Consider the following 15,646-nt stretch of genomic DNA (forward strand, 5'->3'; position numbering starts at 1 on the left):
TTATCGTTTCCCAATGAAATTGTATTGAATACCGAACACAAAGGTGCGTGGAGCCGCCGGTGTGTAAGTGGTGCGGTCGGTAGCGTTGTTGCCGCGTGTGGCATTGGTAGCAAACAGCGCGTTGGTCACGTTGAGCACATTGGTAAACAGCTCAATTCCTTTCCACTGATAACCCGCCCGAACATTCGCAAAATCATAGCCACCGTAGCTCACTGTGTTGACCTGGTTCTGATACCAGCCAGCTACGTGCTGCCATTCCACCGACGTACGGAAGTTTTTGAACCAGGCCGGATAGTAGCTGATTTCGGTGTTCCAGAGCCAGCGCGGGGCCGATGGCATATCTTTACCGTTTACGTTCTGCACGGCATCGGAAGACCGCTGGCTGAGCGTGAACTCAACAAATCGATGGACAGCGTGTGTACCTCCAAACCGGAAAAACACCTGCTTCGATGGGCGGTAGGTAACACCCAGTTCAACACCCCGGTGCAGGGTTTTTCCGGCCGACTGGTAGTCGTAGGAATTGTCGGGCTGACGAATATTCAGCAGTTCGTTCGTACCATTCATCTGATAAATGGCCCCATCGACATACACTTTGTTGTTCAGCAGCGACGCCCAGCCGCCAATTTCCATATTATCGAATCGGGCCGGTTGCAAATTGTAGTAGAATAGGTCGCCCGACGCGGCTGGCGTCGTTCGTTTCAGGAAAATCGACGTAAGGGCCGGTGGCGAGAAACCTTTGGCATAATTGGCATACAGCCCCTTACCGTTACCCAAATCGTAGGTTGCCCCAATTTTAGGCGTTACCTGGCTGTACGCTTTCGCTCCCGAGCTGTTGTCGAGCGCATTCGTATAGTCGAAGGCCATGCGGTCGTAGCGCAGCCCAGCCGACACCCGAAATTTGGGCAGTGGTTCGAAATCATACTGCACATAAGCTGCCGTGTTATGAATATCGGCCTGGTAGTTTGCCAGTTGACTGTCTGGCCGCTCTTTCAACTGCGTATATTTCAACACCGATTTTTTATCGGGCCGCAGTTCGGCCGCCAGTTCGGTCTGATAAGCATAATAGGTATTCGGCGACAAATCGAGCGTAGCGCCCACAATCAGTTTGCTGTTCAGGAAATTCAGCCGCTGGGTATGCTGCGCAATGAAGCCGTAACTCTGAAAATCGTTGCTGTTGATTTGTCCGGTAGCAGTTGTCGATCCGGTTGTCCATCGAATGGAGTAGGTCGGATTCTGCCCAACGCTGTTATTCCGCACAAAAGCTGTAATAAACGATTGAGAGCCATCTTTCCAATCGTGCTCCAGCGTCAGACGGCTCCTGAGCGAAACCGTTTTTCGGTACGTAAAATCGGTTGTGCTTACATACTGCCGGGCAAAAAACGCCGTGCTGTCGACACTACCACTGGTCTGCGAATTATAGTTGTTATATGACAACGTACCGGTCAGCCGGGTGCGTGACGTAAAGGCATACTCCAGCCGGGCAAAGTACGACGACTTATCATAATCGGAACTGGCCATCCACGAATCGCGCTGCCGCGACACAAAACCGCCCAGATAGATGCCGAACTTGCCCTGCCGGGCCCCAGCCCCAACCTGTAGCCGCTGATAGCCCCACTGATCGAACTGAATGCCCACACGCGCAGTAGGCACGGCCGTTGGGCGCTGGGTAATGAAGTTCACCGCTCCGCCAACCGCTTCGGGACCATAAATCGACGAGACCGGACCTTTTACCACTTCGATAGAGCTAACCGTAAACTGGTTCATTTCCAGTAGAGCGTTATGGTTAAAAACACCCATCGGTCGAATCGGTACGCCATCTTCCATGTACAGAAAATAGGCGTTAGTCGTCATCGGTTGCCGAATGGCCATCATATGCTGCTCGTTGTTGAGGTTCACCATCAGCACGCCCGGTGTTTTGTTGATCACCTCGAAAATGCTCGTCGGTTTGGTTTCATTAATGAGCTTTGGCGAAAGTTTCGAGATGGCAATGGGCGTTTCGGTACGCAAAGCTGCTTCCCGATTACCCGTAACCACTACCGTTTGCAGATCTTCTACGGCCGGTTCGAGCGCAATCCGAACGGGCTGGCCTGCCTTGATCGCTACTTCCTGACTACGGTACCCTACGGCTGATACGCGAATGTTGGAAGCCGAATTCGTCAGCAGAAAATGCCCATTGGCATCGGAAACAACGCCCGATTTCCCATCGGCCCAGGTTAGTGTTACGCCCGGAAGTGGTTCTTTGGTTTGCGAATCGAATACAAGCCCTGTATTGGTTGTCTGGGCATTTGCGCACAAGGCCGCAATCACCCATAACCAAATGATTATGAGACTATTATAAATTTTCACTAAAAATCAGTTTAAGTCAGAAAATAGAATATGCGATTCTGCTATGCCACAATGCATAGGAATAGCTCAGCCGCTGAACTGGCGACTACTTACGATAAAAGGAAACTGACTTAAACTCGGGGAGGGCGGAAAAAGCCCGTCAATGGAGCTAGATAGGAAGGGAACCGATACGCAGGCAAACTACAGGAGAGTTGCAAGGCGCTGGCAGGAGTGAACTGAAAGAGTGGATTAGCCTGACAAAACAGTTGCAGAACGGGCAAATTCTGCACACGTTCTGTTGTCTCTTTGTCCTGCTTATCCTGTTGTTCCTTCAGTTTTTTGGCCAGGAAGCACTTACCATCGCAATGCAGCTCCGGTTTGTCGCGATTAACGCAGAGAACGCGTGCGATATACGCCTTATTGGCATGATAATACGCAATTGTTCCCCATGGACTGACTGTTGGCAACAGCGTTGCAAACAGGAGGATATAAACCAGCGCATTTTTCATGATAGCGCAAAGATAGAGCACGATTGCGTTAGGTCATGGGTTTTATGCCAAAAGTTTATACCCTCCTTCAGGGTTAGGACTTTCCAGTTGCTAATTAAAATATTCGTCAATCAATTCTTTGTTGATCATGGCAGCCGTTCGCAATCCGTTTGCGGCCGCTACGACTACCTGACGCATCATGGTGTGTGTGTCGCCAGCCGCGAAAACGCCTGGTATGGAGGTTCGCCCAAAATCATCGACCTGTACAAACCCCAACTCATTGTGAACACAACCAAGTTGTCGGGCCAGATCTGATGCCTGAACAATAGGAGGCCGGCTAAATAGAGCCGTTAATGGATAGTGCGTCTGATCGGCCAGCAACAACCCGCTCAACTGGCCATTCTGATGAGGAATTTCGGTAATGGGTGTTTCTATGATTTCAATCTGATGTTTCTGTAGTTTTTCAGCCTGCTCAACCGACAACGTCGACGGCCCATTCGTAAACAAGGTTAGTCTGGGACTCCAGTGATAAATCAGCCGACTCATTTCGAAGGCGGCATCGCCATTGGCCAGGATACCCAATGCCTGCCCATGCACTTCGTAGCCATGACAATAGGGACAGTGAAGAACCGAGATTCCCCAGCACTCGGCAAACCCCGGAATCGGCCAAAGTTCATCTTTTAGGCCAGTCGCGAGTACGATCCGATCAGCCCTATATGTATTTCCAGTTTCAGTAGTTACGCTAAAGCCCGTAGCGTGCTGCGTAGCTGTTACGGCGGTATCGTCGATCAACCGGACTGTCGGGTAAGCTAATGCCTGCTCACGCGCAATGGTGTTTAGTTCGGTGGGTGAGATACCGTCTCGTGTCAGAAAACTGTGCGAATGCGGTGTCTGCCGATTGGCGGGTTTTCCATTATCGATGACTAACAGCCGTCGTAGCGACCGTCCCAGCAGCAAAGCCGCACTTAAACCGGCGGCACTACCACCGACAATTATTACTTCGTATGCAGGAAAAGAAGATTCCATGTCGTCATTATGTTGCTTTGTTGCCATAGAGCAAATCTAAAGCATTTTTTTCTTTTTGCAACTATGTTGCAAAAAGAAAAAAATATAACAACAGTGCTTAAACTGAATTCAGATATGCAAGGGCAATTCTGAATCTTCAGGCAGTGACGGAATAGTTAATAGGCTAAAACGGCAGCTCTGGCCAATTCACGAAACCCGAATCGGCTTTAGCTGATTGTATTCTGACTGAAGCGCTCGCAGGCAATTGGCACATAAACATCCCTCAAACAACGAGGCAATAAACTGCCGCTGTGCATCGGTTAGCGAAACAGTCTGGCACTGGCAAACCTGAATAGCACCAGCCCGACACAAAAATGGTTGCTGGCAGCGAGGGCATACGGAAGGTGTATGTGTGAACCTATTGGTTGTCATCTGTTACTTCGGCATTTAAAGATAAACCGATATAGCCCCTGCCCGATCTGTTAAGGAATGGCTATCGGGGACTTTTGATAAGCAAACCATTTTCGCCTACCTGTTGCATTCGGGTAATCCGTACTTTCAGGCCGTCAGATTCGCTTTGCTATTTTTATAAAGATACGCTCCTATACAAACCTGACCGTCCTTCGATCAGTTCATCAAGTAATCAACAACAAATCAATTCAGATAAGAGACGGTAAGACAGGCTTACAGAATACCCACTTCTATGGCACACGATCATACTCACTCCCATACGCATGAAGGCCACAGTCACGGGCCCGTTACCCTAACCTCGGTTAGTCGCGCACTACTTATCGGCGCTGTGCTGAACAGCATCTATGTTGTGGTCGAATTTAGTATGGGGTTTTATTATAACTCCCTGGCCCTTACGGCCGATGCCGGGCATAACCTCAGCGATGTAGCCAGTCTATTACTATCATTACTCGCCTTTCGGCTTGCCAAAGTCAGGCAAACGCCCAGTTTTACGTATGGTTATCGGAAAAGCACCGTATTAGCCTCCTTAACCAATGCCGTTGTTTTGCTGATTACGGTAGGGGCTATTCTGTGGGAAAGTATTCAGCGGTTTCGCCATCCAGAACCCATCGTCGGCACGGCAGTTGCCTGGGTAGCAGGTGCCGGAATCGTTGTCAATACTGTAACGGCGTTCCTTTTTTTTCGGGATAAAGAGCACGATCTGAATATAAAAGGAGCTTATCTGCACATGGCTGCCGATGCGCTGGTATCGCTGGGCGTGGTAGTTGCCGGTATTGTGATCAACTATACCGGCTGGACCTGGCTCGATCCGGTGATTGGCATTGTGGTAGCAATAGTTATTTTAGGCTCAACCTGGCAACTGCTGAACGACAGCTTACGGCTCTCCCTCGACGGTGTTCCGACCGATATTGACTTGGACGCAGTTGTCAACGACTTGCGGGCGGTGTCGGGTGTAAGCGATGTGCATCATGTACACATCTGGGCCATGAGCACCACCGAAAATGCACTCACGGCCCATCTGATCATTCAGCCGGGGCTGTCCGATTCGCAGATCAGCAGCCTCAAGAACGATGCCCGACACCGGCTCGAACACCGCAAGATCAGCCATGCAACGCTCGAAACGGAGACCACAGCTAGTGACGATTGCAAAACCGAAGTCTGCTGACTGATCGTGTCGTCAGTTGTTTAGTCGAATAGTTGCCCCAACGGAAAACGTTAATCCGCCACCGGTTTCATACCGAATTGTGCGAACGTGCCCTGTGTAACTTGCAGGCACCGAAAGCGTATGATAGAGCTTTATTGAGTCGGTTACTGTAGGCACTCGCCCACACGACCATACCGTAGGGTCATCCCAGGAACCGGCCTTGACCGTATATAACGAAGAGGCACAGTCGTTGATAGTTGTAAACAACGCTGTTATCGGAAAATCGGCGGAGCCTGCACATTGACTCCGTACCTGCCATTCATATTGTGTATAGCTCGTCAGCCCACTTACCAGACAGCTTATGCTGGTTATATTGGAAATCGTACTCCAGGCAGAGGTTCCTAACATTCGCCAGCGAACTTCATAGCCCTGCCCATCGCCCGAGTTGTTCCAGCGCAAGCGAGCCGAAGTAGCCGTTTGTTGATCGACCTGTAAACCACCCGGTACTTTACATTGGGTTTGAAACACCGTCACCGTTCCGTATTCTGATTCACATTCAGCTTTTCGTTGCCACTCGTAATACGTATTATTAAGTAAACCCGTCAATGTATAGGGCGATGTAACGTTACCCAGTACAGTCCAGTTCTGTGTACCGGATTGTCGCCATCGTACCATAGATTTCTGCAACACATTGTTTGTCCAGGTTAGGGTAGCAGAATTTGATATGATATTAACTGCACTTGGAATATCATAATAATTAACAAAACACTGAGGAGTAAATGCGTAGCCCGCACTAAATGGTTCTTCAGTAGTTGTAGCACAAGCAGATCGAATGCGCCACTGATAGCTTACTCCAGCCGTCAACCCTGTAAGGATGTAGGGCGAAGTGACGGCTGATAACGTATTCCAGTTCTGGCTATTTGTTGCTTTCCATTGCAATTGATAGCCCGGTTCGTCTCCTGACCATGATAGTTGTGCTTGATCTACCGAAACCGCATCGACGTATAAATTATATGGCGTGCTACATTGAGTACGAAAGAATACAGAGCTAGTAAAGATCGTATTGATTGCAGGATCACAGGTAGAGGCTACTTCCCATTCGTAACTAGTATTGTTCGTCAATCCGGTCAATGTATATTGATTGGTTGGCAGGCCTACTACAGTGATCCAGTTGGCAGTTCCAAAAATTCGATAGCGAATGGTATACTGTGATCCATTGGCAATCCAGCTAATACGTGCTGATTGAGTCGTTACATTATATGTATTGAGTGAAACCGGCATCTGGCAAACAGTTCGAAATGAGTTAGAGAATGACTCATTGGTTCTCCCTTCCCCGCACGGTGTCTGAAGACGCCATTCATACGTTGTAAAATTGCTTAAACCTGTCAGTTCGTATTCGTTGCCGGTTACCCCTGTTACAGAGTTCCAGCTAGAGGCTCCGGCAATACGCCATTGAACAGTTACCGGAGCATTCGGATACAGACTCCAGGTCAGTCTCGCCGATGAAGCCTGAATGGCAGTGGTAGTCAAATTAGATGGATAGGGGCAATTAGTAGAAAATGAATTTGTGCCTTCCACAACCTTTCCATTTTTATCTATATAACTCACCCGGACGTCATATGTAGCGTTACTCATCAAACCCGTCAGTAAGTATCGCTTACTCGAAATTTTACCGGAAGTTTGCCAGTTTCCATCTCTTACGCGCCATCGGAGTATATAATCTGTACTATCAGGGCCAGATAGCCAGTTCAGGAATATGCTTTCGTACGAAATACTATCTGCATCTACATGAAAAATTGTAGGTGATAGGGTCGATATATAATTCATCTGAAACGAAGAGACATCTGTTGCCGAACATATCTCCTGAATACGTAGCTGATAGCTAGTGCCTGGTTTCAGATTAGTCAGGGTGAAGTTCGACCCTGTTATACCGCTTACTTCACTCCATTTTTCTGAAGAAGTGCCCTCACGCCATTGTAAGTTGTACGTTGAATTTTCGTCAACACTAGTCCATTTTACCCCAATTGCCTGATCGGAAATGGTAAAGCCAGACCAATTTATAGCGCCGACACACTGTGTAACGAATGAGTTCATAAACGAGTATGTTGATTCTCCCTGTTGTAAGCAAACGGCCCGTACTCTGCATTCGTAGTTTGTCTTGCTTTCAAGTCCGGTTAATTTGATAAGGTTGCCTGTTATAGTAGGTGTTTCCGTCCAAAGTATAGTTCCTGCTTTCCTATACTGAACCGTATAAATGACATCTGGTAGCGCATCATACCCGTTTATATTTAGTTGTGCAGTAGTTGCTCCAATACTATGTATAGATACATAAGCACCATTGGCTGGACATGCTGTTAGAAAAGACTGCCCACTTGCAAAATTCGACCGGCCACTTCCACAAGCTGCCGCAACTTGCCATTCGTAATTAACACCAGTAGTAAGCCCTGTTAATAAATACGTAACCGTATAGTCACTACTGACAACGGAAACCTCTTTCCATTCGGCTGAACCTACTGGCCGCCATTGCAAAAAATAGGTTTGCCCAGAGTCCGAAAAGTAACTCCCCCCCCATGTTAAAATAGCGGATGTAGCACTAACTTTAGGGCTATAGCCATAGGTATAAGGCACCGAACACCATGTGTAAAACGTTGAACTAACCCAGTCTCCAGATTTACTCGCTGGCGAACAAATCGTTTGTAGCTGCCATTCGTAGGTAACACCAGGAGTCAAACCTGTTAGCGAGTAGGTTGTACTCATAATACCTGATACTGTTGTCCAATCCTGAGTTCCAGAGGGGCGATAGCGCATATCATAAACGAATGTAGAAGCCAGATCCGACCCTACCCCAATATCTCCCCATTGAAGGCGAGCGGAAGTCCCGGACACCTTATCAGCCCGGAGCAAATCAGGTACTAAGCATTGTAGTTGGACTATATACGAAGCCGAAAAATCGCTAACGTTATCAACAGAGCATGCTTGCCGAATCCGGTACTCATAAAGCTGCCCAGGTGTAAGGTTCGTAAGAGTATAGGCATTGTTGGTTATCCCATTGATCTGATTCCAGTTGACATTTACACTCGCCTGCCGCCACTGTAAATCAAACGTGGTTGTGACCGCAGGGCTATTCCATTTGATTGTTAGTGCTGTACTTATTTGCTGGGAACTATAAATACCTTCAGGCGACAAACAAGCTACAGTAAATTGAGGTCCATTAACAAAGTCTGAATAAATTGATGAAGCACATACTGTACGGATTCGCCACTCATAGGTCTTACCAGGAGTTAGCCCATAAACGGTATATTGCTTATATGGACTTCCACTATAAGGCTCTGTTTCTGAAGACTCAACCTGTCGTACGATCCAATCCTGACTACCTACCTCCCGATACTGAATTTCATAATTACTTTTATTTCCATGAAACCAGGTGAGTTGGGCCGAATTGAACGCAATATTCGATGTACCAAGTGAAGTCGGCAACTGGTCTCCACATTGGGTTTGTAGTGTCTGTACAGCCGAAAAATCGGTTGATCCTCCCGATGGACAACTAGACCGCACCCGCCATTCATAAGCCGTATTATTAGTCAGACCAGTGAGCGAATATGGCACCGATGTCAGGCCAGAAATAAGTTGCCAGTCGGTAGCACCGACCTGGCGATACTGAACCTCATAGGGTGGAAAAACAAAAAGCCCTCCCCAACTCAACTGAGCTGACGAATAGTCGATATAGGTCGTGCTTACATAATTGGGCTGTTGGCAGCTTAGTCTAAACGTTAGCAAAGACGAAAAGCCCGAGACGGCTGTTATTGAACAGGTACTACGTATCTGCCATTCATAATCAACATCCGCCTGCAAGCCCGTTAATGTATATCGTTTTGTTGTAATGTCTGAGATAAGTTGCCAATCTGTAGTTCCTGCCTTTCGCCATTGTACTTCATAGTTCCCCCCTGTTTCTAGTTCATTCCAGACCAAATCGATTGACGTATTAGTAGCATTCTCCGTATACCCATAGGGAGGTCCACTACAACTTACTTTTATCGGCTGTCCTGTAGCAAAAATGGAACTTTCGGTAGCTGAACACATCTTCCGCACCTGCCATTCATAGGTAGTTTCTGGTACTAAATTGGTAATTGTATGCGACGAATTGTAAATATTGGATGCTACCGACCAACTCGTGGTTCCTGCCATTCGCCATTGCACTTCATAGGCGCTCTCATCCGCCCCCCAGTTGATTGTAATAGATTTTGAACCATTGGCATAGGCATAGACCCCCCAGGGCGCAGTACACTGAGTTGTTAATAATTCAGGTGCTGTGTAAGCAGACGTAGCCGTTGCGGAACAAACCGTTTGTATATGCCACTCATAGCTAGTATTGTTTGCCAACCCCGTTAAATTATACGGCGATTTTGCATTCGGAATTGTTGTCCAGTCTGTAGTACCCGCCTGCCGCCATTGTAGATTAGCTCCAGGAGCGTTCCATTGCAGAATCGCACTATTGTAGGTTATGGCACTTGTTGTTAAATAATAAGGAGCCTGGCATTGAGTTTGAAACACGCGAACATCCGAAAATGCAGATTTTGATGTAGGCGAGCAAACCGTCCGCACCTGCCACTCATAAGCCGTGGAATTAGTAAGCCCTGTCAGAATATATTCAGGAGCTGTAATATTTTCCACCAGCGTCCAGTTAGCATTCCCCGTTACTCGCCATTGCAGATCAAAATGTACGTTGGCAACAGGGCTATCCCAGTTTAATTCGGCAGCGTCGGGAAAAACGCGTGTAGCCTGCGGATTGCCTGGTGGCAGACAAAGTGTTCGAAAAAGCGGTCCAGCCACATAATCGGCTACTATCGAAGGAGCGCATACAGTCCTCACCTGCCACTCAATCGACGTATCCTCTGGCAATCCGGTCAATGTATAGTAACCAGACCCTAATCCACTAACAACAGTCCATTCTGTCACTCCAACAGGCCGCCATCTCAAGTCGTATGTTGTATTTATGCCAATCTGACTCCAGTACAAGGATGCTGACTGAAAGGAAACAGCGTTGACAGTTAGATAATTAACCGAATAACACTGGGTTTGAAAGGCGGCCCCTGTTGTAAAAGCAGAGGTATCACCGACGGCACAAATCGTTCGAACCTGCCATTCATAAACGGTATTATTCGTCAATCCGGTCAGCGATGTGCTTGTCGTCGTAATAATGGGTTCGGTATTCCACGAAGCATTTCCAGCCGATCTCCATTGAAGCTGATAACCCAAGGGGCTACTGTTATAATTACCCCAATATAATGCTGCCGATTGATAGGTTGTTCCATTTGAAGATGGAGCTATGGGAGCTGAACAATCAGCATAGGCGTTACCCCAAAAGGCATAGCAGCAAATTAAGAAGGATAGTAAGTTACGGATGAACATAGATGGAAGACAATAATACTCTAAGTAAAGCAATTATCTCGCCAAGTATATACATTTTATGCTTTTATTCCATTTTATCCTATATCATTTTTAGCCAATAAAATGTATAAAAAACAAAAACGCTACCGCCAGACATGCCAGCGGTAGCGTTTTTGAATAGAGTGGGTATTTACTTATTTCCAGCCACCACCCAGTGCTCGATATGCATTGATCTGGGCATTGAGTTGCTGCTTTCGGGTTTCAATCAGTTCCATTCTGGCTTCCAGCACATCGCGCTGAGTCAGCAGCACTTCCATATAATCGGCCCGGGCCGATGTGAATAACTTAAGCGAGATGTTCGTCGACTGCGTCAGTGCCTGCACCTGAGTGTTTTTTGTTTCGTACTTTTTCTCCAGGTTATTGATGTTCGACAGTTGGTTCGCGACCTCGATATACGCATTTAAAACCGTTTTCTCAAAGTTGTAAACGGCCTGAATCTGCTTCGCATTAGCGCTTTTGTAGGTAGCCGTGATTTCATTTTTATTGATCACAGGACCAACCAAGTCGCCTAGTAACGAAGCAACCAGCGATTCGGGTGTATTCAGAAGATACAGCGGGTTGTAAGACATAATCCCCAAAAAACCTCTCAGATTGAGCGAGGGGTAAAAATTAGCCTTTGCCGCCGTAACACTCAACTTATTAGCCTCCAGCGTCCATTCTGCCTGCTTAATATCGGGCCGATTGGCTAACAACTGCGAAGGAACACCCGCGTCAATTTTAGTAGGAACGAGTTGGTTGAAAATCTGAGAATTCCGTTGAACATGCTGCGGAAAACGGCCTACCAGAAAGTTAATATGGTTTTCTGTTTCAACAATGCGCTGTTGCAGTTCATATTGCATGCTTTGCGTTTTAGCCACTTCAGCTTCAAATCGACGGACGGCCAGTTCGGTTACCTTAGCCGCTTCTTTTTCCTGCCGGGTAATGCTCAACGCATTGTTCAGAATATCGATGTTCCGCTTAATGATGTCCAACTGATTGTCGAGTGCCAGAAGTTCATAGTATGAATTGGCAATTTCGGCAACCAGATTAGTCACCTGGAAATTTTTACCTTCAATCGACGCCAGGTAATTGGACACGGCCGCTTTTTTGGCATTCCGCAATTTATGCCAGATATCCACTTCCCAACTGGCTGTGGCACCGAAATAAAAATTCGGCAGAATCTCTGGTGTTTCTATCCCCGGCCGGATTTCGGTAGCAGCATCAGCAGCACCCTGACTTGTATACCGGGATACTTTATCGACACCAGCTCCTCCGCCCAGGCTAACAAACGGCCGATAGGCCCCCGATCTTGCCAGAACTTCGTTGTTTGAAATCTGAATTTCCTGTAGTGTGATATTCAGTTCCTGGTTATTACTCAAAGCCGAATCGATCAGGGCCGTCAGATAGGGATCAGAAAAATAGTCCTTCCACGGCTTCTTTCCGGTATTTGTCGTATCCTGCGAGCCATAATAACTCGCAGGAACGGCTTTATTCTCTGTTTTCGAAATCAGGCGAGGTACGGTACAGGAGGAACCGACCAGGATAGAAAGGCCTATCCCCACACAACTCAATAATCTCTTATTAGTCATTGACTTCACTTTCTTCAGGTTGGGGAAATGTGTCAACTGAATGGACCAGATTTTCGCTTAAAGAATCATGCTCTTCTTCTCTAATCAACTTCCGGCCATCTGCCAGATTGCCAAATATGTAGTACAGGCCGGGGATAATTATAACCCCGAAAATGGTTCCGAATAACATACCACCCATCGCAGAAGCACCAATGGTTCGGTTACCAATTGCGCCTGCCCCTTTGGCAATAATCAACGGTATCAACCCAGCAACGAAGGCAAACGAGGTCATCAGAATGGGGCGGAAACGAACTTTAGCTCCCTCAATGGCCGCATCCAGAATAGATTCGCCCTGCAGTCGCTTCTGAACGCCAAACTCCACAATCAGTACGGCGTTCTTACCCAGCAAACCCACCAGCATGATCAGACCAATCTGAGCATAAATGTTGTTCTCGAGGCCCATCGCTTTCAGCAGGAAGAACGAACCAAATATCCCAACCGGCAACGAGGTTAATACGGCCAGCGGAATGATGAAGCTCTCGTACTGAGCGGCCAACACCAGGTATACGAAGGCTACCACAATCAGGAAGACATACAGCGTCTCATTTCCGCGAATCGACTCGTCATACGAAAGACCTTCGAATGCAATGTCATAACCTTTTGGCAATGTCTGTTTGGCCACTTCCCGCACAGCGGCAATAGCATCGGCCGTGGTGTACCCCTTGGCTGGCTGCCCCTGAATAGCCGCTGAATTATACAAATTGAAACGGGTGATTTCGTTAGGACCCTGTCCTTTTTTCAGTTTCATGAAGGCCGAATAAGGCACCATTTCACCCTGATCGTTTTTAACAAAAAGCTTCAGAATATCAGATGGTAACCGTCTGAATCCAGGTTCAGACTGCACGTACACTTTAAAGAACTGGTTGAACTTAATAAACCCTTGTTCGTAGGTACTACCAATCATGATGTTAAGGTTATCCATCGCTTTCCCGATCGATACGCCTTTTTGCATGGCCAGGTTGTTGTCGATTTCCAGTTCGTATTGCGGATAGTTGGCGGCAAAGAAGGTGAACAAACCCATCAGCTCTTTACGCTTGCCCAAATCCTCCATGAATTTCTTATTGACTTTATCAAATTCATGGTAATCCATTTCGGTATTTTTATCCAGCAAACGCATAGAAAAACCACCCGACGTACCAAAACCAGGAATAGCTGGTGGTTCGAAGAATTCGATAGTGGCCCCAAGGTTTCTCGATTTCCCTTCCAGTTCTTCCATGATTTCCTTCACGTTCTTATCGCGATCTCCCCAGGGTTTCAGGTTGATCAGACACGTACCGGCGTTAGAACCCCGACCCTCCGTCATGATCTCATAACCAGCCAGCGATGATACCGACTCGATACCCGGAACCTCTTCACAAATTTTCTGTAGCGTTTGCGAAACCTGGTTCGTTTTCTCCAGCGTTGTGCCCGGTGGCGTCTGAATAATAGCGTAAATGGTACTCTGGTCTTCGTTCGGAATAAAACCTGCTGGCAGAATCTCATTCTCATAGGCTATGCCCAGACAGAAAATGCCTAAGATGACGATGGTAATGACCCGGCGGTTTACGATTAATCGTAACAAACCCACATACCAGCCCGTCATTTTGTCAAACCCTCGGTTGAAACTATCGAGCGCCCGCGTGATCAGGCTTTTCTTTCTGGCATGACCATGATGATTTTTCAACAACATGGCACACAATACGGGGGTAAGCGTCAGAGCGATCAGGGCCGAAATCACAATGGAACTGGCCATAGTGATAGAGAACTGACGGTAGAACGTACCTACCGGACCCGACATGAAGGAGATAGGCAGGAACACCGACACCATCACCAGGGTGATTGCGATAATAGCTCCACTAATCTCGCCCAACACCTGCCTGACGGCACCAAAAGGAGTTAAGTTAGGCTTCTCCTCCATCTTAGCATGCACGGCTTCTACCACCACAATGGCATCATCGACCACAATACCAATGGCCAATACCAGCGCAAAGAGCGTAATCAGGTTGATCGAAAGCCCAAACGCCTGAATCACAAAGAAAGCCCCTACCAGAGATACCGGAACCGCAAGGATCGGAATCAGTGTAGAACGCCAGTCACCAAGGAATATGAAAACAACGAAGGCAACCAGAATAAAAGCATCCCGCAGCGTATCAATTACCTGCTCGATCGAGGCATCCAGGAAGTTAGAAACGTCGTAGCTGATTTTATAATCCACACCCGGAGGGAAGGATTCTTTCATTACTTCGAGCTTCTCCTTTACTTGTTCAATAACCTCACTGGCGTTACTACCGTAGTTTTGCCGCAACACAATAGCGGCCGACGGATGGCCATCCAAGTTGGAATAGATGTTAACGAATTCACTACCCAGTTCAACCCGGCCAATATCCCTCAAGTGGATACTTTCCCCCTGCGAATTGGCGCGAATAATAATTCCTTCATATTCTTTTGGATCGCTATAACGCCCTTTGTAGGTAAGCACATATTCCAGCGACTGGGCGGCAATACCGGAGCTTTGACCAAGTCGGCCTGGTCGCCCGATGATACTTTGCTCCCCTAACGCCTTCATCACTTCTTCTACCGAGATGTTATAAGCCCGCATACGGTCGGGGTTTAGCCAAACGCGCATGGCATATCGGCGGCTACCCAGTATTTGTGTTCTGGCAACCCCTTTGGTCCGGTTGATTTCGGGGATCATTTTCACCGTAGCGTAGTTGAACAGGAATTTCTCATCAATACCCTTTTCTTTCGCATAGAGGTTGACGTACATCAACATACTAGGCTGAATAGGGGTAATGATAACGCCTTCCCGCTGAACCAGTTCGGGCAACAGGGGCATAACCTGGTCTACCCTTGTTTTTACCCGAATAACGGCAGTATTCGGGTCTGTCCCCGGCTCAAAAATAATCCGGAGAGTAGCCTCCCCTGCGCTGGTTGCATCAGTGGCTATATACCGCATGTCCTGAACCCCGTTGATGGCCTGTTCCAGCGTAATCAGGGTAGATTTAACCAGAACGTCAGCACTGGATCCAGGATAATCGATAAATATGTTTACGGTGGTAGGGGCAATATCCGGGAATTGAGAAATAGGCAATTTTTGAATTGCCAGTACCCCGATAAAGACTATCATGATGGAAATCACGATAGCGAATACGGGTCTGCGGATGAATTTTGTGAACATA

At 47.5% G+C, this 15,646-nt stretch carries 8 protein-coding genes; 1 reads left to right on the forward strand and 7 read right to left on the reverse strand.

Annotated elements, in window-relative coordinates:
- The 4 genes from WBJ53_RS22150 to WBJ53_RS22165 form a co-directional block, all read right to left on the reverse strand.
- Positions 1–2,307, reverse strand: coding sequence for a TonB-dependent receptor (locus WBJ53_RS22150; protein ID WP_338877219.1), 2,307 nt, complete (start codon positions 2,305–2,307; stop codon positions 1–3).
- 149 nt (positions 2,308–2,456) lie between these two features.
- On the reverse strand, positions 2,457–2,834 hold the full coding sequence (locus WBJ53_RS22155; RefSeq protein WP_338870210.1) for a hypothetical protein: 378 nt from the start codon (positions 2,832–2,834) through the stop codon (positions 2,457–2,459).
- A gap of 90 nt (positions 2,835–2,924) precedes the next feature.
- Positions 2,925–3,839: an NAD(P)/FAD-dependent oxidoreductase gene (locus tag WBJ53_RS22160; RefSeq protein WP_338870212.1), complete on the reverse strand. Its 915-nt coding sequence runs from the start codon at positions 3,837–3,839 to the stop codon at positions 2,925–2,927.
- A 186-nt stretch (positions 3,840–4,025) separates the two neighbouring features.
- The gene (locus WBJ53_RS22165; protein WP_338870214.1) at positions 4,026–4,250 is read right to left on the reverse strand and encodes a cysteine-rich CWC family protein; all 225 of its coding nucleotides are present in this window, start codon (positions 4,248–4,250) and stop codon (positions 4,026–4,028) included.
- A gap of 271 nt (positions 4,251–4,521) precedes the next feature.
- On the opposite strand from WBJ53_RS22165, the gene WBJ53_RS22170 reads away from it, so the two are divergent.
- Positions 4,522–5,454 (forward strand): cation diffusion facilitator family transporter, encoded by a 933-nt coding sequence (locus tag WBJ53_RS22170; protein ID WP_338870216.1) that lies wholly within the window; start codon positions 4,522–4,524, stop codon positions 5,452–5,454.
- Between the two features lie 12 nt (positions 5,455–5,466).
- On the opposite strand, the gene WBJ53_RS22175 is transcribed toward WBJ53_RS22170, so the two are convergent.
- From WBJ53_RS22175 to WBJ53_RS22185, 3 genes are all read right to left on the reverse strand, one after another.
- Positions 5,467–10,689, reverse strand: a complete 5,223-nt coding sequence (locus tag WBJ53_RS22175; RefSeq protein ID WP_338870218.1) for a fibronectin type III domain-containing protein — start codon at positions 10,687–10,689, stop codon at positions 5,467–5,469.
- A gap of 326 nt (positions 10,690–11,015) precedes the next feature.
- A complete protein-coding gene (locus tag WBJ53_RS22180; RefSeq protein ID WP_338870220.1) occupies positions 11,016–12,449 on the reverse strand; it encodes an efflux transporter outer membrane subunit in 1,434 nt (477 codons plus the stop codon).
- Positions 12,442–15,645, reverse strand: coding sequence for an efflux RND transporter permease subunit (locus WBJ53_RS22185; RefSeq protein ID WP_338870222.1), 3,204 nt, complete (start codon positions 15,643–15,645; stop codon positions 12,442–12,444). The genes WBJ53_RS22180 and WBJ53_RS22185 overlap by 8 nt, the downstream gene beginning before the upstream one ends.
- Between the last annotated feature and the right edge of the window lies 1 nt (position 15,646).

It is taken from the genome of Spirosoma sp. SC4-14 (genome assembly GCF_037201965.1).
Classification (GTDB): domain Bacteria; phylum Bacteroidota; class Bacteroidia; order Cytophagales; family Spirosomataceae; genus Spirosoma.

Coding starts and splice junctions, on each gene's coding strand:
- WBJ53_RS22155 (WP_338870210.1), bottom strand. CDS start 2,834: ATGAAAAATGCGCTGGTTTATATCCTCCTGTTTGCAACGCTGTTGCCA.
- WBJ53_RS22160 (WP_338870212.1), bottom strand. CDS start 3,839: ATGGAATCTTCTTTTCCTGCATACGAAGTAATAATTGTCGGTGGTAGT.
- WBJ53_RS22165 (WP_338870214.1), bottom strand. CDS start 4,250: ATGACAACCAATAGGTTCACACATACACCTTCCGTATGCCCTCGCTGC.
- WBJ53_RS22170 (WP_338870216.1), top strand. CDS start 4,522: ATGGCACACGATCATACTCACTCCCATACGCATGAAGGCCACAGTCAC.
- WBJ53_RS22180 (WP_338870220.1), bottom strand. CDS start 12,449: ATGACTAATAAGAGATTATTGAGTTGTGTGGGGATAGGCCTTTCTATC.
- WBJ53_RS22185 (WP_338870222.1), bottom strand. CDS start 15,645: ATGTTCACAAAATTCATCCGCAGACCCGTATTCGCTATCGTGATTTCC.